Below are 21979 nucleotides of genomic sequence, written 5' to 3'. Positions count from 1 at the left end.
ATTCATTTTTTTATGGTCACAATCAAGTATTGCATATAATTGTATCATAGTCTTGATAATGATTTAGGATTGCTATACGAGGGCTTGGAATTCCGGAGTTTTGCGATCGCGGTAATGCGGCAAAGTCACTGTCAATTCGGCGCGAATTCGCCCCGGATTCCGGCCCAAGACTACAACTCTATCGGCTAAAATTACCGCTTCCTCAATTCCGTGAGTTACGATTAACACCGCTTTAGTAGGAATCTTCTTTTCCAGCCACAAATCTAATAACTCAAACCGCAAGTTTTCTGCCGTCAGCACATCTAAAGCTGAAAACGGTTCATCCATGCAAAGCAATTCGGGTTCCACCGCCAAAGCTCTAGCAAATCCCACCCGCTGTCGCATCCCGCCGGAAAGTTCTTTCGGATAAGCATTTTCAAATCCGTCTAAACCTATAATGTCAATCATACGCAAGGCTTTTTGTCGCCGCAGTTCGGGCAATTCTCCTTTAGCTTTTAAGCCTAATTCTACATTTTCTAGTACCGTCAGCCAGGGATAAAGGGCAAAGTTTTGAAATACAATTGCCACTCCAGGATTTAAGCCGACTAAAGGACGATTGTGGTAGAGAACTTGACCGTCTGTGGGCGGAATAAGTCCGGCAATCATCCGCATTAATGTTGATTTTCCCGAACCGGAAGGACCGAGCAAAGCTACTATTTCGCCCGATCGCAAATCTAAATTAATTGGCTCTAAAATAGAGATTTTTTGACCGTTGGGCTGCGAGTAAGCTTTGCTAACGCCTTCTAAGGTAATAAGGCACTCTGTTGGTGTTTTAACTACCACAACTAAACCTCCTCGCTTGTTGTTTAACTTTACTCTGTAGTCATTACTCTGTAGTCATTAGTCTGTAGTCGTTAATGAAAAAGTGTGGAAAACTAACAACTGATAAAAGATAATTGATATCAGTTTTGTCAAATAATACAACTGTAAGCCCGTGATCCAAACCAGGATGCAGTCACTCATTCCCAATCGAAAATCCAAAATGGTATGGCTGCCGAGTATTCGGTCAATTTTCTGTGACAGACGATCGCTTTTTCACCAGCAACAAGACTGGAAAAGCAGCGATTTGGAGCGCAACTAAAAATATAACCAGCCAAGTAATTGAGCGATCGTAAAAAATTATCATCGCCCAACTGCCCAGAAATCACGATCAGCGATAGCCTGTGTTAAATATCCCATAGGCCGAACCTCTTTTGTCTGCAGGCACGAGTCGAGCTACGGCTGCTTTCAAAATCGATTCCTGGACTCCCATACCTATACCCCATAAAGTCATTCCTAGCAATCCCCCCTGCCCATCTCTGAACAATACCAAGGGGGCAAACAGTGAAGAAAAAATCACTGCAAACATCATCGCCCAAATGCCGAGGCGATCGAACTTGCCTTTCAAAAATCAGGGCTGCGATCGCCTCACTCCCCATCAGCCAAGGGTAAAATATAGGAATCTAGCTATCAAATGTGATCGCGCTTCTGTGGAAGTCAGTCGATTGGAGATTTCAGACTTCGGTGTGAGCGCGAGCGTCGAAGGATTTGAGATTTTAGATTTACTCCACAGATGAATCTGGGATCTGGAAAAAGAGTCTAAAATTTTTATCTCTCCACCACAGGAGCCGGGGCTTATATCCGTTTTTGCGTCTCGTCAAAGGCAATGAAGGGAAAATCCCATAGCCAGCCCCAATCAACCCTAAAATATCTAAAGAAACCCTAAACAGCCCCGGCAGCCCTTTTTTGATTTCTAAGGCTCCTGCTTCAAAATCGCGCGGATTAAGATAAATTTGCTGAAGAACCAACAGAACCATACCAATCCTCGCATCATTTGTCAATTTCTTACTCCCCCCCGCGGGTTCGGGGAGAGTTGGGGTGGAGTGGGGTAAAAAATTTACGACTCCTGCAAGGATTTCTATATCAGCCCCAAAAAAGCTGGCACAGCCAAAACCGCAAAGCCGACTCGATTACCCAATTGCTTTACCCTGCGATCGGCTACCATGAATAACGACGCTGGCGATCGCTATTGGATACCGTGCAGTTGCTCGGCGTCCGACTCGATTAACCGCGAAATGTTAACTATGTAAATCCTTTCTTCTTCATCGTCACGGGTTATACACACAAAGAAATTTTGGGTAAGAATTGGTTTGACAACTTATTACCTTGCTATAGTCAACAATTAATTAAAACTGTCCATATCACCTGTGAGCAGTGATAGTGAATCCCCTCCCTCCAGCTATGGTTCCTGTTCAAACTGCCAATCTGTTGGGCTAGGATGTAGAGTCTCAGATCACATCAAGTAACGGGGAACAGGCCAGAGGGAACAAGGAACAGGAAAACCATTTTATGTAGGAATGGAGTTCACAAGGTGCATCTGAATAGTATAGAATTATAACACACCTAATCGGACATTACAAGGTGCGTGTTGTCGGATCAAAATTCTCTGCAATCTTAATTTATTACGGAATGTTTAAACTTGTATCTTTTCCTTAACCGTTTGATATTCTTTACCAAATCTTTATTGTTTTTTTCTAGAGTTTTGTTATGGTTGCTTGAAGCGAGCTTACAGCACTTTGCAACAAGAGTGAAATACCCCTTAGTTAAAAAAATAGGTCTTTATGACACACTCCCCCTGCTGCTCGAATCAAATGCTGCGTCACGTTTGCGCTCACAAAATCTACTGGTTTTGTCGCCAATGTTGGCAAACAATACCTATTCACAATCTGAACAGATGTGGCTCATCGCTCTCTCCAAATCTAGTGAAAGGGCTAGAGGTTAAGGAATAGCTGAATTATTAATACAAAAAATTTAATATCTCAAATTATGGGGTATATCGCTAACTACTTTTCGGCTCACCACTTAGTTTTCTTGCATGATTAAATTGCCCAAGTATAGCCCAAAAATTGAAGACAGCTCTATTCATCTATTGCTTAATTTATGGTAATCCCTCGACGCGAAGTAATTATAAGTTTAGGCCAAACACCACTTAAACGAGTGCTACCTCTTTTGCTTGGTTTGGTGGCTTCTCTTGCTGTTTTATTTACGTGGCAACAGCTAACCATCAACGGACAAATTCACATCGAGCAGTTAATTCAGCAGGAAGCCAATGCGATTCAGTCACAACTGACCGAAGGATTATCCATTCGGGTGCTGACACTTCGGCAAATGGCGAATCGCTGGCAAGCCAATGGGGGTACACCAAAGGCTCTTTGGGAAGCGGATGCTGAGGCTTATGTAAAGGATTTCTACGGTTATCAGGCGATCGCATTAGTCGATCCATCATTTAAAGTGCGATGGGTTGTGCCACTGGCAGGGAATGAGGCAGCGCAAAACCTCGATTATAATCGGGAAATGCGTCGCAAAATTACTTTGCAAGTAGCTCGTGATTTGCGTCAACCTATGTTAACTCGCAATGTTTCACTCGTTCAAGGGGGTCAAGGATTTCTAGCAACTTTTCCTTTATTTGTAGGGGAGCGGTTTGATGGATTTATTGTCGGAATTTTTAAGTTTAAAACTCTATTTGACAGTATTTTAAAAGTGCCATCTGGGTACAATGTGGCTATATATGATGACACTAACTTAATCTACGGTCAAGAGCTTTTGTCTCAATATTTACCGCTTAAAACATTTGTAATAAGAGCCTATAGTGCCGAGTGGCGAGTAGATATTTATCCAAATTTAGATTTAGTAAAAGAGGGTAAATTTTATTTACCAACAGTTGTGTTGATTGGGGGCTTAATTTTAGTTTGGCTGCTGATGTTGGTCGTGTATCTCGCACAAGTTAGTTATCGCGAAGTCGATAAATTCAAAAAAGCCAATCGCCAGTTGCAATGGGAAATTCACCAGCGACAACAGGCAGAAATTGCGATCGCCCGACTAGCTGCGATCGTTGAATCTTCGGAAGATGCCATTATCAGCAAAGATTTAGAGGGTGTAGTTACAAGTTGGAATGTAGGAGCAGAAACAATTTTTGGCTATACAGCGGCCGAAATAGTAGGGCAATCAGGCAGAAAACTGATTCCCGCAGACTATCGAAATGAGGAAAACGAAATTCTCACCAAAATCCAGCGAGGAGAACGCATCGAACACTACGATACAAAGAGGTTAAGAAAAGATGGAACATTAATCGATGTCTCGATGAGTGTCTCCCCCATTGAAGACGAAACAGGGAATATAATTGGAGCCTCAAAGATTTCCCGGAATATTGCTGACCGCAAACAAGCAGAAGCAGCACTACGTCAAAGTGAAGAACGTTGGGAACTGTCTGTACGCGGGAATAATGACGGTATTTGGGATTGGAATGTTCAAACCAACGAGATATTCTTGTCTAGTCGCTGGAAGGAAATGCTAGGCTATGAAGACCATGAAATCCAAAACTTTGTAGACGAATGGGCTAATCTGATACATCCCGATGATTTGGGATGGGTGATGCAAGCCATTCAAGATCATTTTGCCAAGAAAACTCCTTTCTATATCACAGAACATCGCCTTCGCTGCAAAGATGGTTCCTACAAATGGATTTTGGATCGCGGTCAGGCACTGTGGGATGATGCAGGTAACGTAATTCGGATGGCTGGCTCTCACACCGACATTACGGAGCGCAAGCAAGCTGAAGTTATTTTACAGGTAAGCGAAGCCAGATATCGGCAATTGATCGATAACTTAAATGCGGGTTTTGTGATTCATGCGACAGATACCAGCATCCAATTATGTAATGAAAAAGCCTGTGAATTACTCGGGCTTTCAATGGATCAAATGCTGGGAAAAACTGCCATATCTCCGACCTGGCATTTTGTGCGGGAAGATGGCAGCGTTATGCCCCTAGAGGAATATCCGGTAAATCAGGTTTTATCCAGTGGAAGTTCACTCAAAAATTATGTTTTAGGAATTAAAAAAGAAATTGATAGTTGTGTTTGGGTATTAGTTAATGCCTACCCGGAGTTCGATCAAAACGGTAAAATCATACAAGTTGTAGTCACGTTTATTGATGTTAGTAAACGAAAGAAAGTAGAGCAGGACATCCAAAACACTCGCAATTTCTTACAAGCACTGCTGGATAATTTACCGGTGGCGGTTTTTGTTAAGGATGCACAGCCTAAACGATTTGGCGTATTTCAGTTTTGGAATAAAACCAGCGAACGGTTATTTGGCATTTCAGCCGAACAAGCGATCGGTAAAAGTGGCTATGATTTTTTCCCAACCGAACAGGCTATCTTTTTTGACAAAAAGGATAGAGAAGCCTTTGAGAAAGGTAAAACTGAGGATATTCTCGAAGAAGTCATTGAAAGTCATTGTCTGGGAAAACGTTGGCTGCATACGGTGAAGATTCCCATTTACGACGAGCAGCATCAGCCCCAGTACCTACTTTGTTTTTCTGAAGATATCACCGATCGCAAACACGCAGAAGCAGAGCTTAGAGAAATGAGTGAGGTGATGAAAAATGCGCTGTCCGGCATTTCCAAAATAGACACTCAAGGACGTTACCTCTATGTCAATAAAGCATATTCTGACGTGACAGGCTATCAGCCAGAAGAAATGATCGGGATGTCCTGGGAAAAAACCGTAGATCCCGATGAGTTGAAAAAACAGGTTGCAGCCTATGGGCTGATGGTGCAAGAGGGCAGAGTTGAAGTTGAAACCAGAGGGATTCGTAAAGACGGTTCGGTTTTTTATAAGCAATTGGTGATGATTTCAACTTACGACGAACAGCAGCAATTTATGGGGCATTACTGCTTCATGAAAGATATTAGCGATCGCAAAAAAGCCGAACTTGCACTAGAACAGGAACTCCTGCGGAGTAAAACCTTCTTCAACACTTCACTGGACGGTGTTGTGGTCATGGATTCGGTCGGAAATGTTGTCGAAGCTAGTCCCAGTTTTGCTCAAATGCTGGGCTACACCCTAGAAGAAACCCTGAATCTGAGTGTGTTTGATTGGGATGCTGAATGGAGGAGGGAAGAACTACAACTTATGCTCCAGAGAGAGGAGGTTATTCCGCTCTTTGAAACGCAACATCGCCGCAAGGATGGTTCTGTATATGACGTGGAAATTAGCTGGAACCGGGTGGAATTAGAAGATGAGATGATGAACTTCTGTATCTGCCGGGATATTAGCGATCGCAAACGCAACGAAGCGGAACGCCAACAAGCAGAACAGGCACTCCGAGAGAGTGAAACTCGCTTCCAAGCCTTCATGAATCACAGCCCTGCCCCTGCCTGGATTACCGATGAAAATGGTGTAATGCTCTATGCCAGCCAGACTTATCTCAATACCTTCGATCTACCCACTGACAATGTGATTGGAAAATCCATTTTTGAACTTTACCCCGCCGCCTTCGCCCAACAATTTCTAGACAATATCCAAACGGTTGCTCAAACCAACGAGCTAATTGAAACGATTGAGATTGCCTCCCGTCGAGATGGAACCCTGGCTGAGTTTCTGGTTTACAAATTTCTCATCCCCGACTTATCTGGGCAAATGCTAGTAGGTGGTGTGGCGATCGATGTGACACGACAACATCAAGCGGAAACCGCTTTACAACTGAGTGAAGAACGCTTAATGCTGGCACTAGAAGCTTCTGGAGATGGACTATGGGATTGGAAAATTGAAACTGGACAAGTTTACATTAATTCCTACTACCAGGAGATGCTGGGCTACAAGCCCGGTGAGTTGGTGATGGATGTGAACATCTGGGAACAGATGATTCACCCTGATGATCAATTATGGGTTTTTGAGGCTCTCAATAGTAACTTGCAAGATAGCTCTCTCAAATATGCCTTTGACTATCGTGTGCGTTGCCAGTCAGGTGAGTGGAAGTGGATCGCTAACTACGGGAAAGTCGTTGCCTACGATGAAGATGGTAAGCCTTTACGGATGATTGGAACGCACAAAGACATCAGCGATCGCAAACAAAAAGAACTGGCACTGCAGCACGCAATGGAAGCCGCAGAAGCAGCGAACTTGGCAAAAAGTACCTTCCTAGCCAATATGAGCCACGAATTACGCACTCCCCTCAACGTGATTCTAGGATTTGCTCAGGTGATGACCCATGACTCCTCCCTAACTCCCAACCAAAAAGAAGACTTGCAAACAATTCGTCGCAGTGGCGATCACCTCTTGAGTTTGATTAACGATGTGCTGGATCTCTCGAAAATTGAATCGGGACACTACACAGTTGAACAAAGCGGATTGGACTTAATTGCGCTGCTGCATTCCCTCCGAAATATGTTGGCGGAACGAGCAAGTTCTAAAGGACTTGACCTTTGTTTCGAGATTGCGCCAGAAGTTCCCCAATTTATGCTGGTCGATGCTCAAAAACTGCGCCAGGTTTTGCTCAATCTGGTGAGTAATGCCATCAAATTTACCGATCGGGGAAGCATTACTTTGCAAGTCAGCATTCAGGCTTCTGGTACAGGGGCATTAACCACAACTCGGCCGATTCTCCAGTTTGTAGTCGCTGACACAGGTGTAGGGATTGCATCGGTCGAACTCGATACCATCTTCGATGCGTTTGTGCAAGCTCAAGCTGGGAAGCGATCGATCGGCGGTACGGGGCTAGGTCTAACCATTAGTCGCAAATTGTTGGAACTCATGGGCGGAAAAATTTCTGTTAGCAGCACTCTGGGACAGGGGAGTACCTTCACATTTACCCTTCCCGTCAGCCCCATCAGTGGAGTTAATGTTACACCCGAAGAGAATAATCGCCTCGTGATTGGGCTGGCTCCCTGTCAAGGGGATCATCGCATTTTGGTGGTTGATGATCAAGCAGAAAATCGCTTGCTAATGGTCAGATTACTGACACAATTAGGATTAGAGGTAAAAGAAGCTACCAACGGACAGCAAGCGGTGCAGATTTGGCAACAATGGCAACCCGACCTAACCTGGATGGACATTCGGATGCCCGTGTTAGATGGATACGAGGCTACGAAGCAAATTCGGGCAATGGAAGACGGACAGAACAGTATCATTATTGCACTTACGGCCCAGGCTTCCCAGAGCGATCGCGCCCTCGCCTTAGCTGCTGGCTGCAACGACTACATCAGCAAGCCCTTCCGGGAACAGACCCTATTTCTTAAGATGGCGGAATACCTAGGTTTAGAGTATGTATATCAGGAAGAGGAAACAGAAAAAGGGGAACGGGGAACAGATTGTTTTCCTTCTTATTTCTGTTCTGTTGCCTCTTCCGTTTCAGATTCCCTCGATCCAATGCTTCTGGCGACATTACCAAAAGTATGGGTGGTTGAGTTGGAAGATGCTGCTTTATGTGGGGATGATGTTGCGATCGTTGAACTGGTAGCTCAACTTTCCTCAGAACTCACTCAATTCGGTACTCATCTGACGGAACTCGCCAACCAGTATCAATTTGAGAAAATCATTAATCTAATTCGAGGTAATTTCCCAAGTGAAATTCCTCCATTGGATTTATAAGCTGTTGTGCAGTTAAATGTTTGATTAGGACTAGGAAATTAGGAACAGCCAACAAGAATTAAATTTAATTCTTGGTAACTTTTGAAAAAAACATCCTTAATTATTAATTAAAAATTACTGCTCTAAAATGCCTCAGAGAATACCCAAAATTCCCCAAATCACTCCTTTCGATTTAACAAATTTAGAGGAATGCAGTGAGCAATCCGTTTATGCTCCCGGTCATATTCAGCCCCACGGAATCGTTTTATTGCTGCAAGAAAAAAGCCTCAATATTTTACAAGTAAGTGACAATGTAGAAATGTTTTTTGGCGTTTCTGTAGCCGAATTGCTAGGTCAGCCATTGCCCTGGTTATTTGGTCACGAGCAAGTACAAGAAATGGTCAGGTATCTCAATCAAGAAAAACTCAAAATCAATAATAGTTTTGAGCTGAAAATACCTCTAAAAGACGGGAAAGTTAAAACATTTAGAAGCACACTGCATCAGCTACCAGATGGGTTAATTCTGGAGCTAGAACCCCAATTGACTATTGAAAATAATCATTCAATCGATTTTTATCAGCGTCTGCAAACAGTTATCCTCAATTTTCGCAGTGCGTTCGGTCTTTCTGATTTAGCTCAAAGCATTGCTAGAGAAGTAAAAGCCATGAGCGGGTTCGATCGCGTGATGATTTATCGCTTTGAAGCCGATGAGCATGGGGTGGTGATTGCTGAAGAGAAAGAAAGCTATCTAGAAAGCTACCTGGGATTGCATTACCCGGCGATCGATATTCCAGTACCCGCCCGCAAATTGTTTTACAGCAATTGGGTGCGCCAAATTCCCAATATCAATTACACCCCGGCCCGCCTAATTCCCACCAACCATCCCCTAACCAATACACCCCAGGATCTAAGTGCTTGTGTCTTAAGGGGAGTATCTCCCTACCACATTGAATATTTGCAGAATATGGGAGTTGCTGGGACACTGACGATTTCGTTAATTGACGATCGGCGTCTCTGGGGATTAATTGCCTGTCACCATTACAGCCCACGATTGGTAGATTACGAAACTCGCAAAACCTGTGAATTTTTAGGACAATTTGCCTCGATAGAACTGGTGCATCAGCAAGATCGAGAATTGAACGTTTACCGATCGCAGGCGAAAACTATTCAGGATAAACTTCAGCAGGCATTCCGGCGAGAGTCTAATTTTATCGAACAGGTATTGACCGAAAATGCTTCTCAATTGCTAGATTTAGTTCATGCTCAGGGAGCTGCAATTCTGCTCGATGGTCGTCTGACATTGGTGGGTCAAACACCATCGGAAGCTGAGGTAGATGAACTCGTGCAGTGGTTGCTGCAACAGAACAAAGAACGAGTGTTTGCAACAGCTTCTTTGTCTCAGTTGTATCCCCAAGCCAAGCAATTCAAAGAGCGAGCTAGCGGTGTTTTAGCAATCTCAATCTTCCTATGCTATGCCAAACAAAAGTCATACCATATCCTTTGGTTCCGACCCGAACAAATTCAAACCATAAACTGGGCAGGTAATCCACAGGATGCTGTGTCGATCGACGAAATTGGAAAAATGCACCTGTGTCCCCGCCAATCCTTTGAACTGTGGCAAGAGACAGTGCGGGAGATGTCTTATCCGTGGCAGATTGCAGAGTTAGAAGCTGCTGCCGAAATGAGACATATCCTCATGCTGGCGGTGTTAGAATTTTCGCAAGCTGCCCTAGAACACGCTGCAGAAAGGGCAGCAATAGCCAACCGTGCCAAAAGCCAGTTCCTTGCCAACATGAGCCACGAGCTCAGAACGCCACTCAACGCCATTCTGGGATTTACCCAGCTTATGAACCGCAGTCCCTATATCCCAGAAGAATTTCAAGAGCATTTAGGGATCATTACCCGTAGTGGAGAACACCTGCTGACCTTGATCGACGATGTTTTGCAAATGTCTAGGATTGAAGCAGGGCAATTGGTACTGAGTAAAAGCTGTTTTAATCTGCATCGACTGCTAGGTTCTATTAACGAGATGTTCACCATCAAAGCGGGTGAGAAAGGGTTACATCTGAGCAGCGAGTGGGATGCTACTGTCCCCCGTTATGTCTGTGGTGATCAAGCAAAACTTCGCCAAATCTTGATTAATCTGCTGGGAAATGCGCTCAAATTTACAACAACAGGAAGCATAGCCCTGCGCGGACGAGCTTTTTCATCAGATGATATGCCATCCGGTACAATTGGCGATCGCGCCACTAATCAACCCGATGTTAAACCAACTATTACCTTGTGTCTCGAAGTTGAGGATACCGGACCTGGCATTTCTCCCTCAGATTTAGAATCAATTTTTGATGCTTTCATGCAAACCAATCGCGGTCGCAACGATCGAGGAACAGGTTTAGGACTGTCTATCAGTCGTGAGTTTGCACGTCTGATGGGAGGCGATATCACCGTGCGAAGCACCCTGAATCGAGGCTCGACTTTTACCTGCCAAGTCGTTTTGGAACTACCAGAGTCCCTTGATTTAGAGGAACCTGAAATTAGCGATCTGATTATCGGGCTGGCACCTGGGCAACCTATCTACCGAATTTTAGTAGTAGAAGACGTTCCAGAAAATCGGCAACTGCTGGTGACGCTGCTGGAGTCAGTTGGGTTTGAGGTGTGTGCGGTGGAAAATGGGGCAGAGGCGATCGATCGTTGGCAAACATGGAACCCTGACCTGATTTTGATGGACATTCAAATGCCTCTCATGGATGGTTATGAAGCGACGAGACAGATTCGATCACAACAGTCATTAGTCATTAGTCATGAGTCATCAGCAGATAACTCAGGGCAAATGTCACAGGAGAACAGACCAATGACACGCATCATTGCCCTGACTGCCTATGCTTTTGAGGACGATCGTGTCGCCAGCCTGCAAGTCGGTTGCGATGACTACATTGCCAAGCCGTTTACTGAAGACACACTTTTCGACAAAATAGCTCATCACTTGGGCGTCCGCTACTGCTACGCCGAAAAAGTTCGGCCAGACTCATCAGCTTCGCCACCAAAGATATTTACTCCAGACTTGAAAACGATGCCAACCCAGTGGATTGCAGAAGTTCATGAAGCAGCACTCGATCTTAATGATAATAAGCTTTATGAACTTATCGCTCAAATTCCCAAGGAGAAACAAGATTTCATCGCGGCGATGACATCTCTGGTCCATAACTTTCAGCTTGAAGCGATCGCAACTCTCACCCAGATTTAGGAATAAGACAATGACAGCTCTATTCAAACTTGCGGCTCAAACGAATATTCTCATCGTCGATGATACGCCAGACAATTTGCGCTTGTTAGCCAAAATTCTAGAGTCACAGGGCTATATTGTCCGTAAAGCCCTCAACGGCAGAATGGCACTCCAAGGTATTCATCGCGACCCACCGAGTCTAATTTTACTTGACATCAATATGCCGGAGATGAATGGGTACGAAGTCTGCCAAAAGTTAAAAGCATCGGAAACGAGTGCTCAGATACCGGTTATTTTTATCAGTGCGCTCGAACGACTGGAAAACAAGGTACGAGCTTTTGAACTGGGTGGCGTAGACTATATTACCAAACCCTTTCAAGAGCAGGAAGTGCTGATGCGAGTAAAAAATCAATTACTCATCCAACAGCAACGCCAACAACTGCTCGAACAAAATCAACGTTTAGAACATGAAATCCAAGAACGTCTGAGGGCAGAAGCAGAAGTAAGGCAGCTATCCGTGACCGATGAATTAACTGGCTTATATAACCGACGAGGCTTTTTTTTACTAGCCGATCAACAATTGAAAATTGCTCGACGCACGCAAACATCCTATTTTATTTTGTTCGCTGACTTAGATGGTTTGAAAAAGATTAACGACACTTTAGGACACGAAATGGGAGACAGAGTAATCTTTGACGCAGCTCAAATTTTGAAGCAAACCTTTCGTGATGCGGATATTGTTGCTCGACTGGGAGGAGATGAATTTGCTTTATTTATTCCTAACTTTTCGGGTAATTCATCTACTAATTTTCATGCCCGGCTGCAAGAAAATATAGATCGCTTTAATCAACAGTCCGAGCGAGCTTATATATCAATAAGTCTTGGTGTGCAGTTTGGGGATTTAAATAATGAAGTTTTATTAGAACAATTACTGGCAAAGGCTGACAAACTCATGTACGAGCATAAACGCACCAAACGCTGTTTAAATCCTCAACAGTTCTTTTGAGAACAGCGATATGGGAGCGCCATAAGCATTATTTATTAAACGTGAGTTCAACCGAGAAAGAGTAAACTGAAAACAAGATAGGGAAACAGCTTGCAGACTTTAGACCCTCAGCCAGAAAACACGATGCAGTATAGCTCATCACATTTAAACCTGACAGGGTGGCAACCATGTTAAAAGCTCTCCCTGTATTAGGTTAAGGGTGTGTGCGAGCAAAAAATGTCGTAGCTATTGAACATTTGCTAGTTGAAATTGAGATAAATTTTAAATTCAGCGGCCTTATGTAAAGTATTGTAGGATTAAATTGGCGATCGCTCTAGCTGTTCGCAATTAAAATTAAGAGAGAGTATTTATGCAAATTGTGCTGGCTACCTTAGACGATGGCTTAGTTAGAGCGTGGGAAAGCACTTGCGGCAGTATGGAAAATGTAAAGATACATCACGGTTCAATATTTGATGTGAAATGTGATGCTATTGTTAGTCCGGGGAATAGTTTTGGTTTCATGGACGACGGCTTAGATTTAGAAATTTCCGAATATTTTGGAGGGCAGGTTCTTGAACGCTTGCAAAAACTAATTCAGTCTCGACATCACGGCGAACTATTAGTAGGAAGGGCAGAAATTGTAGACACCGATCATGCTGAAATTCCCTATTTAATAGCGGCACCAATTATGCGCGTTCCCACAGTTTTAAGAGAAACAGTAAATGTTTATCTAGCAACCCGCGCTATTTTGACTCTCGTAAAATTTGGCTCAGTCCCAGATGGAACGCCAGTCAAACATATCATTGGAACTATCGCTATTCCCGGCATGGGTACGGGAATGGGCAAACTGCAGCCACATATCTGCGCCAATCAAATGAAAGTTGCGCTCGAAGATATCCTCTTATCTCAGTACGAATTTCCTCAATCTTTGCTGCACGCTCAAAGGCGTCACCACTTGTTATATACGGACGATCGCGAAGATTTGCAGTTGGAAAATTGAAACTCTTAAATTGGCCAGTTTTATTGGGTTTAGAACCTAAGTTTATTGGTGTGTGTTTTTTTAGGTAGAGAGAGTTATCACAAATTTAAGTGCGCTAAACCGTACCTACAAGTTGGCGGTATCCTACACATGAGAGCAACTTTGGTAGATATAATGTAATAGAACTGAGATCATTCCAACTAGGTAAGCGCGGATACAAAAGTTGATAAAGCTGGAACAAGAATTGCCTAGTTCTTATTAAATGCCAGAATTCATTCTGGCGCTACACGTACAAACTCTGTATAAAAAACCACAATTCTTTCTGGCGCTACACCTACAAAGTCTGCATCCAGGGACTGTGAGATTTTTTGAAAATGTTTACTACCACAGGAGAAGATTGACATGACAGATCCAAAAGTAACCGAGGAACCAATTTTAGAGGCAACTCTCGAAACGACGGAGCTCGTCAAACAAGAGATGCCCGACGCGACTGATGAGGCGATCGCAGAAACTGCCGCGCTGTTTGAAGCAATTAAAAAACGCGCCACGGCGGAAGTGCAAGCAGCGGGCGAACTCACCCGCGAAGCTTATTTAAAAGCTGTGAATAAGGCCTCCGGGGCGATCGAAGAAAATAAGGATCTCGCCCACGAGAGATTCACAGAAGCAGTCAGGCTGATTAAAAAAGAAACTGAGAAAAATTGGCTGGTGGTAGATGCGATTAAAACGCGGGCGCAAGCGCAGGTGCAAGATGCCGGCGAAGTCAGTCGCGAAGCTTATTTGAAAGCAGTGCGGCAAGCGCGAGAAGCGGTGGAACAAAATAAATTGATCGAACGCGATCGCATCGAAGAAGCTGTTGACCACATTCACACGGAAGCTGAAAAGAATTGGCACCTTATTGTGAAGCAAATTGAGTCGATAGGCACTCGCTTGACGGATGCGGCTAAGTCTGCATGGAACGCGCTGACGGCGTTTTTTGACAAGTCTCACAGCGATCGCGGGGATTCCTAGAAGGGCCAGCCGGGGGTTGGGAACTCCCAGGGGGTTGTTAGGGTAGTTAGCTTTGGAATTAGTTCCAAAGCTAATGCCGATCGTCGGTGGATTTGCATTCAGCAGATGTTTCAGGCATACTGCATAATTAAAAAGCTTTATTTTTAGTCCACAACCCCCAATTATGAGAAGTTACTACTGCGGCGAACTGCGAAGCAAACACATCGGAGAGACTGTCACCCTTTACGGCTGGGTGGATCGCCGCCGCGATCATGGCGGGGTGATTTTTCTGGATGTGCGCGATCGATCGGGTATTGTACAAATTGTCAGCGATCCTGAACGCACCCCCGATTCCTATCACGGGGCTGAGGCTTTACGCAGCGAATACGTGCTTAAAATTACGGGTAGAGTCAGCAGCCGCCCCGAAGATTCCCTCAACCCGAAATTGCCTACGGGTGAGGTGGAAATTTATGCTGACGAAATTGAGTTGTTAAATGCGGTTCGCAAACAGTTACCGTTTCAGGTGGCGACGGCGGATACCGAAAGCGTGCGGGAAGATTTGCGGCTGAAATATCGCTATTTGGACTTGCGGCGCGATCGTATGAGTCGCAATTTGCAGCTTCGCCACCAAGTTGTGAAAGCGATGCGCCGCCACTTGGAAGATGTGGGAGGTTTTATTGAAGTTGAAACACCGATTTTAACGCGATCGACTCCTGAAGGTGCGAGAGATTATTTAGTGCCCAGCCGCGTCAATTTGGGCGAGTGGTACGCTTTACCGCAGTCGCCGCAGTTGTTCAAACAATTGTTAATGGTTTCGGGTTTGGACAGATATTATCAAATTGCCCGCTGTTTCCGCGATGAAGATTTGCGCGCAGACAGACAGCCGGAATTCACACAATTAGACATGGAAATGAGTTTCATGTCTTTAGAAGAAGTTATCGAATTAAACGAAGGTTTAGTCTCCCAGATTTTCCAAAGTGTCAAAGGCGTAGAATTACCCCGTCCTTTTCCGCGCTTGACTTACGCTGAAGCAATGGATCGCTATGGTAGCGACAAACCGGATACTCGCTTCGGTTTGGAATTAGTCGATGTTTCCGACTTGATGAAAGATTCGGGATTTAAGGTATTTTCCGGGGCCGTTGCTGCGGGCGGAATTGTGAAAGTTTTGCCGATTCCGGGCGGGAATGATGCGATTTCTAATGTGCGGATTAAACCGGGCGGCGATTTGTTTAAGGAAGCAAGCGAAGCCGGTGCGAAGGGATTGGCTTACATCCGCGTGCGGGATAACGGCGAAATTGATACGATCGGCGCTATTAAGGATAATTTGACGGAAGCGCAAAAACAGGAATTACTCGATCGCACGGGCGCGCAACCAGGTCATTTGTTGTTATTCGCAGCGGCTGATGTGACAACAGTCAATAAGACTTTAGATAGATTGCGTTTGTTTGTCGGTAACGAATTGGGATTGATTGACAAAGACAAGATGAATCTGCTGTGGGTGACAGATTTCCCGATGTTTGAATGGAACGCTGACGAGAAGCGTTTGGAAGCATTGCACCACCCGTTTACTGCGCCGCATCCTGACGATATTAATGATTTGAAAACTGCGAGAGCTCAAGCTTACGATTTGGTGTTAAACGGTACAGAAATCGGCGGCGGTTCTCTGCGGATTTATCAGCGGGAAGTTCAGGAAAAGGTGTTTGAGGCGATCGGCTTATCAACTGAGGAAGCTTACAATAAGTTTGGCTTTTTGTTGGATGCGTTTGAGTATGGAACTCCGCCCCACGGAGGCATTGCTTACGGTTTGGATCGGTTGGTGATGCTGTTGGCTGGTGAGGAATCGATTCGCGATGTGATTGCGTTTCCGAAGACGCAGCAGGCGGGTTGTTTGCTGACGAATGCGCCGGCTGGTGTGGATGAGAAGCAGTTGAAGGAGTTGCAAGTGCGATCGACTTATACGCCGAAGTCATAAGGCGATCGGGACTTAGGCAAAGCCTATGTGTCATGCTGAGAGAAGGGAAGCATCTCGCTTGATGCTTCACTAGACTGCGTTTTGTTCAGCATGACAGACACGATTCTGCGTCTGGAGTGTCATTGAGTCAAAACTTTCGCTGATACTGTATGCTATAGTTACATTCCAGGTCTTTAGACTAAAAACGCTATAATTATAATAATCGAAAATAGGTAAAAACGATGTCAACAGTTTATCGTTTAAAAGCCAGCGAACTCAATCATCATTTTTTAGAACAAATCAAGGCAACTTTTGGAGATAAAGAGATTGAAATAATTGTTTCTGAGTGTGATGAAACCGAATATCTTTTGAAATCAGAAGTCAACAAAAATAGACTTTTAAAAGCTATTAAAAATGTTAAGGAGGGTCAAAATTTAGTTGAAGTTAACTTACAGAATTTGCAATGAAATGAACATCGTTTAGTTTACAAAGTTACGGATCAAGAAATTGCGATCGTGGCTTGTAAGTATCATTACACGGAATAGATGTGATTGCGTTTCCGAAGACGCAGCAGCCGGGTTGTGTCCTGACAAATGCGCCGTCTGGTGTGGATGAGAAGCAGTTGAAGGAGTTGCAAGTGCGATCGACTTATACGCCCAAGTCATAAGCCCAAGTAATAATTATGAAACACCTTGACAATTTAACCATTCATAGGTTCCGAGGCCTGCGAGATTTAACCTTGCAGGACTTGGGCCAAATCAACATATTGGTTGGTGGGAATAACTCAGGTAAAACCAGCGTTTTAGAGGCGATATCAACCTATTGTCGCCCCTTAGATCCGCTGGAATGGCTGAACACATCGTGGCGACGAGAAATCAAATATTCTCGCAAGCCAAGACTGGAGGCACTAAAATGGCTGTTTCCTCAAAATAAAGAAGAAGAACAATTGGATTTTTACCCAATGGAAACTTATGTTTCTGGTAATGGTAAGTTTTCAGTAAGAGAGTCGAGGGCAATTTACCAAGAATTTGAGGGAGTGGAATTATCGGAAGATGACGACAGTCAATCCTCAGACGATCTTGGATTTGATAATACTCTGCGAGGTGCAGAAATAGAACTCAAAGCTATTATATCTGATTCACCAAATGAATTATCTGAATTTTTTGAAATTTGGGAAAATGAGCGTTTAACTAATCGGCGAATTCGCTCAGATGCAATGCTGTCAGTTGATACTGTGACACCTTTTTCTCACCGCATAGAACAGTCACAAGTTGGCTTGCTCTCAGAAGCTATTTTTCAGCGTTTTAAGCCGGAAGTGATTAAGCTATTGCAAGTGATGGATTCAGGAATTATTGATTTAGTGATTCTCTCGCATGGCGGCAATCGTAGCAGTCTCTATATTGACCACAAACAAGTGGGAATTTCACCCTTAAGTTCTTTTGGTGATGGAGTACGTCGCTTGCTATTTATTGCTCTAACGCTGACAAAAGTCAGAGGTGGAGTTTTGCTAATTGATGAGATAGAAACAGCAATTCATACTGAAGCACTTCGTAGTTCATTTGCTTGGATTGTGCAGTGGTGCAAGCAAATGAATGTTCAATTATTTGCAACTACCCATAGTTTAGAAACAGTTGATGCGATGTTGGATGCTAGCGATTTGGAGACAGACTTAGTTCTTTATCGTTTAGAGAAACGGGAGTCACAAACTAAAGCAGTTAGAATTGAACGAGAAAGATTGCAAAGATTGCGGGAGGATTTGGGGCAGGAGGTTCGCGTGTGAAATACGCCATTATTGGAGTAGAAGGACCTCACGATCAAGCATTTACGGGCAAGGTTCTCAAGCTTTTGGGTTTTAAGGATTTTCGGGACGAGTGGAACAAATTAGATAAGTTGACAAGATTGGATATGTCAAAAGAATTGGAAAGTAAATTTGACAAATTTTGGCACAAGTTTATTCCCCGTTATCCCAAACAAGGAGATTTGTACAAACGTCTTGATATGCCTTCTATTCTATTTAATGATAGTATCTCTGTAGCAATTTTTGCCGGTGAAGGCAGCAGCAATCTTGTGACTAACTTGGATGACATTTTATTCGCAAATTATGAGTATCAAACAAACTTGGCAGCATTCGGGATAGTTGCCGATTGCGATAAATCAACTCCCGATCGCATTGTCGAACCATATGCTAACAAATTCCGAAGTTATTTTCCTAATTTTCCCGATCGCTCTGGTGTTGTAAATACCAATAGCCCGCGTACAGGAGCCTATGTTTTGCCAGATAACGCTTCGCCCGGTGTTTTGGATACTTTGCTGTGTGAGTGCGGACAGATAGCTTATCCCGCGTACATGGAGAAAGCTAGTTCTTATCTAGATGAGTTTTCTGAGAAAGAGAGGAAATCTTTAAAATGGAAAAATTTCGATCGAGAAAAAGCTTTAGTTGCTACTGTTGTCAGCGTTCTCAAACCTGGGAAGACTAATACAACAAGTATTGCTGATAATAATTGGGTGAGCGAACAGACGCAACAGCAGGTTCCGGCTTTGGCAAATTTTCTTGAGTTTTTGAGCCAACTTTTGGAATTGAGTTAAGGGACGATCGCACTTTTTCAATTCGTGCGATCGCCCTCAAAGATTATTCTTTCCAGTAACGGGTTAAGATCCGAATTACCTCACCCGCTATCGGCGATGGTAGAGGCGGGCTCCATTCCCCAACTTCTGCAAAACCTAAAACGTGCAACAGATTAACGATGCTGTCTACCGCTTTGGGAAGGCCACACAACAGCAAACGAATCGGTTGCTTACCAGCGGGTACATCAGGAATTTCTTCCCGGAGCAGTTCGGGAACTGACTTTGGCGGTGATATCATAGAGTTTCCTCCTAAATATGGGAGTTCAAGCCCCCACCGAACGATCGTGAGTCTGACCGGTGGGGGTTTTGTGTTTGACTATTTACACGGTATCACACCGTGTGTCACTATGCAAGAGGCGTACAAAGAAAGTACGATCGATGTATGAAGTAAATTCCCAGTTGCCTAACTTGCCAGCAAAAAACCTCAAACGAGTCACCAGCTACGTTCCTCCAAACGCCTATAACGTCTTGGAAGATTGGGCCAAGAAAGAAGACCGGACAGTCAGCAATCTCGTAAGTCGGATTGTCTCTGAAGCTGTAGATGCTTACTTGGCTAAAAAGACTACAGAAGATGAACCCAGCAGCAATTAACCTTTGATCTCTACGCTGATGGGTCATTCTCAACTGCCAACCTGTCGGGCCGTTTATTTTGTGTTGGAGTGGGGTTTTGTTTTTCCTCTAACCAGAAACATGATCCAAAGGGTCAAATTCAGCAACCTGTTTTCGACCAAGAGATTGAATCGCTAAGACTAAAACACTTAACGTCAGGCCTAAAATCGCATAACTCGGTAGTGAAAAAATAGTTACTTTAAACAAATAAGGCAATTCCCCCCCCTTCCAGTTCCACCGCTTTCCTAGAAACACCAACAGCCCGCCATGAATCACAGCGGTTTGCACCATGAGACAGCCAACGCCCAATAACCAAACCGACATTCTTTGCCTAGAGAAGGCACAATTTTTAATCTGAAAACATAAATCATTCAGCAAAAAAACCACCGCCGGTGCTAACATCACAGAACTGGTGGGCTGAGAATAGTTGATAGCAATACTCAAAGTAGAAATTAGCACCATTTCAGATAAGTCAACCTTTTTTGACCAAGCATTGCGAGATTGTTTTTTGTAAAAATACCAACTCACTAAACCAACTAGCACCAGAATAATCAAGTCAGAAAATAGCTTCGCCACGAAGGGACTATCGGGGAAAAATCTCGGCCCCATAACCCTTAAATCAAGGCGACTCATAGAAATATAAGCATTATTCGATGGATCATTGAGCCAGAGTGGAAATCCACGAGTCGCATCCTGTATAAATCCTGTTAAGGAATTGCGCGTTACAGCTAGACCTATAACTGCCAAAAAAGTTACCGTGACTATTGATATAAAAACTAGCTGAAACCGTCTTTTGATTAAAAAATAAGGAATAAACAATATAACTAAAGTTGGTTTAAAAAGAGCAATTCCTAATAAAATTCCGGCAATTATATCCTGATTTTTTCTAGCATAAATAAACGTCCATAACAGCAGAACGGCAATAAAAGTTGCCACATTGCCAACTTGAAGATCGAAGACAAAACCGTAGAGGAATGCAACTGATATACTACAAATAGTCCGAAAAGCTCGTGAGTGCGACACCAACAAGATATTCGCTCCCCATAAAACAAAACCTGTGGCAATAAGATGCAGCCAAGTCCAGATTGTGAATGCAGTCTTCATCGGGAAATAGCCCACAAACCACAGCGGAGGAATGATATTAGGTGGATAAACAAAAGATGGAATAAACCCACACACTTTTGTGATGCGACAGAAACCGATGTTAAACACCTCGACATTAAAGGGACTCAAATGCTGATGGGCTAATCTACTCGCTACATAAAACCACTTAAAATCCCAGTAAGGCGGATCGGGCCGAGTAGTCAGATTGTAAACCAACCAACCGGTATAACAGAGAAATCGGGTGAGAACTAATACAATAACTGCTTGCAAAATAAAGTTAACAATAGGTTGACTAAAAAACTGAGTCAACCTTTGGATCGAAGGATGTTTTAAAAACAAAGAATCTTGCCATGCTGTTTTTTCGCTATCTAATCGCCAATTAAATTTGATAAACAAAGCGACTGTAATTAGAATTATTACATTCCAGAATCCAAAGCTAATCATAGTAAATAATTTTAATGAAATTACTCTTTGATGATATCACAAGCATAAATTGTCAACTAAAAATTAGCATCTGAACCTAAAATATTGACTTTTCTTCCCCGTTTCAACCTAACTCTCATTTCTCTCTTTTCTCTGCGTCCTCTGCGCCCTCTGCGGTTAGAAAAAAAATCTTATTCCCAAACAAAATAGAATTGCTATCTAAAAGCCCGATCGCACATTTGCGCCTTATAACCCTGTTCACCCCCAAACATATGCGTTAACCTAGTTGACTACAACTTGTACCTTTCCCCCAACAAAATTCATGCTTCCCCGCATCAAAGAAATAGCCGCCACCCTAGCACCCCGCTTAATAGAAATACGCCGGCACATCCACTCCCACCCCGAACTCAGCGGCCAAGAATATCAAACCGCCGCCTACGTAGCCGGAGTTCTCGCATCCAGCGGAGTCCGGGCGATCGAAGGAATCGGCAAAACAGGAGTGCTCGGCGAACTCAAAGGCCACAGCAGCGAGTCCCGGTGGCTGGCAATTCGCACCGATATGGACGCTTTACCGATTCAAGAACGCACAAACTTAGAATTTGCCTCCCGCAACGAGGGAGTGATGCACGCCTGCGGCCACGACATCCACACCACCGTCGGTTTGGG

General features: G+C 43.9%; 16 protein-coding genes and 1 pseudogene. 12 read left to right on the top strand and 5 right to left on the bottom strand.

Going from position 1 to position 21979, the window contains the following annotated elements:
* Positions 1–72: 72 nt before the first annotated feature.
* The 3 genes from QUB37_RS27145 to QUB37_RS27135 all read right to left on the bottom strand — a co-directional run bounded on the left by QUB37_RS27145 (position 73) and on the right by QUB37_RS27135 (position 1859).
* The gene (locus QUB37_RS27145) at positions 73–822 is read right to left on the bottom strand and encodes an ABC transporter ATP-binding protein (protein WP_333168115.1); all 750 of its coding nucleotides are present in this window, start codon (positions 820–822) and stop codon (positions 73–75) included.
* Positions 823–1189: 367 nt separating this feature from the next.
* On the bottom strand, positions 1190–1387 hold the full coding sequence (locus QUB37_RS29945) for a hypothetical protein (RefSeq protein WP_445251321.1): 198 nt from the start codon (positions 1385–1387) through the stop codon (positions 1190–1192).
* Positions 1388–1580: 193 nt separating this feature from the next.
* Entirely contained in the window at positions 1581–1859 is a 279-nt protein-coding gene (locus tag QUB37_RS27135; protein ID WP_333168112.1) for a hypothetical protein, read from the bottom strand.
* Between the two features lie 1099 nt (positions 1860–2958).
* Here QUB37_RS27135 and QUB37_RS27130 point away from each other — a divergent pair.
* The 10 genes and pseudogenes from QUB37_RS27130 (at position 2959) to QUB37_RS27090 (ending at position 19138) form a co-directional block, all read left to right on the top strand.
* Positions 2959–8448, top strand: coding sequence for a PAS domain S-box protein (locus tag QUB37_RS27130; RefSeq protein ID WP_333168111.1), 5490 nt, complete (start codon positions 2959–2961; stop codon positions 8446–8448).
* A 127-nt stretch (positions 8449–8575) separates the two neighbouring features.
* The gene (locus QUB37_RS27125) at positions 8576–11671 is read left to right on the top strand and encodes a response regulator (protein ID WP_333168109.1); all 3096 of its coding nucleotides are present in this window, start codon (positions 8576–8578) and stop codon (positions 11669–11671) included.
* 10 nt (positions 11672–11681) lie between these two features.
* Positions 11682–12656 carry a diguanylate cyclase gene (locus QUB37_RS27120; protein WP_333168106.1) on the top strand — a complete coding sequence of 325 codons (975 nt, stop codon included), beginning with the start codon at positions 11682–11684 and terminating at the stop codon, positions 12654–12656.
* A 349-nt stretch (positions 12657–13005) separates the two neighbouring features.
* Positions 13006–13635 (top strand): macro domain-containing protein, encoded by a 630-nt coding sequence (locus tag QUB37_RS27115; RefSeq protein ID WP_333168104.1) that lies wholly within the window; start codon positions 13006–13008, stop codon positions 13633–13635.
* Positions 13636–14016: 381 nt separating this feature from the next.
* A complete protein-coding gene (locus QUB37_RS27110) occupies positions 14017–14622 on the top strand; it encodes a hypothetical protein (protein WP_333168102.1) in 606 nt (201 codons plus the stop codon).
* 163 nt (positions 14623–14785) lie between these two features.
* The gene (gene aspS, locus QUB37_RS27105; protein WP_333168100.1) at positions 14786–16573 is read left to right on the top strand and encodes an aspartate--tRNA ligase; all 1788 of its coding nucleotides are present in this window, start codon (positions 14786–14788) and stop codon (positions 16571–16573) included.
* Positions 16574–16794: 221 nt separating this feature from the next.
* On the top strand, positions 16795–17019 hold the full coding sequence (locus tag QUB37_RS27100; RefSeq protein WP_333168098.1) for a hypothetical protein: 225 nt from the start codon (positions 16795–16797) through the stop codon (positions 17017–17019).
* A gap of 6 nt (positions 17020–17025) precedes the next feature.
* A pseudogene (locus tag QUB37_RS29940) lies at positions 17026–17097 on the top strand (type II toxin-antitoxin system YoeB family toxin); the annotation flags it as partial.
* 137 nt (positions 17098–17234) lie between these two features.
* Complete coding sequence (locus tag QUB37_RS27095; RefSeq protein ID WP_333168096.1) at positions 17235–18332, top strand: AAA family ATPase; 1098 nt, start codon at positions 17235–17237, stop codon at positions 18330–18332.
* Entirely contained in the window at positions 18329–19138 is an 810-nt protein-coding gene (locus QUB37_RS27090; protein ID WP_333168094.1) for a DUF3226 domain-containing protein, read from the top strand. The genes QUB37_RS27095 and QUB37_RS27090 overlap by 4 nt, the downstream gene beginning before the upstream one ends.
* A 43-nt stretch (positions 19139–19181) precedes the next feature.
* Here QUB37_RS27090 and QUB37_RS27085 read toward each other — a convergent pair whose 3' ends face one another.
* Positions 19182–19415: a hypothetical protein gene (locus QUB37_RS27085; protein WP_333168092.1), complete on the bottom strand. Its 234-nt coding sequence runs from the start codon at positions 19413–19415 to the stop codon at positions 19182–19184.
* A 140-nt stretch (positions 19416–19555) separates the two neighbouring features.
* Between QUB37_RS27085 and QUB37_RS27080 the strand changes: the two genes are divergently transcribed.
* Positions 19556–19768, top strand: coding sequence for a ribbon-helix-helix domain-containing protein (locus tag QUB37_RS27080; RefSeq protein WP_172189296.1), 213 nt, complete (start codon positions 19556–19558; stop codon positions 19766–19768).
* 87 nt (positions 19769–19855) lie between these two features.
* On the opposite strand, the gene QUB37_RS27075 is transcribed toward QUB37_RS27080, so the two are convergent.
* Positions 19856–21334 carry a glycosyltransferase family 87 protein gene (locus tag QUB37_RS27075; protein WP_333168090.1) on the bottom strand — a complete coding sequence of 493 codons (1479 nt, stop codon included), beginning with the start codon at positions 21332–21334 and terminating at the stop codon, positions 19856–19858.
* 301 nt (positions 21335–21635) lie between these two features.
* Between QUB37_RS27075 and QUB37_RS27070 the strand changes: the two genes are divergently transcribed.
* A partial coding sequence (locus QUB37_RS27070; protein ID WP_333168089.1) for a M20/M25/M40 family metallo-hydrolase occupies positions 21636–21979 on the top strand: 344 nt, incomplete at its 3' end.

The sequence above is a fragment of the Microcoleus sp. AT3-A2 genome (assembly GCF_036705685.1).
Taxonomy (GTDB): Bacteria; Cyanobacteriota; Cyanobacteriia; order Cyanobacteriales; family Microcoleaceae; genus Microcoleus.
The sequence above is the reverse complement of the archived record's forward strand: the minus strand, read 5'-3'. Positions and strand labels throughout refer to the sequence as shown.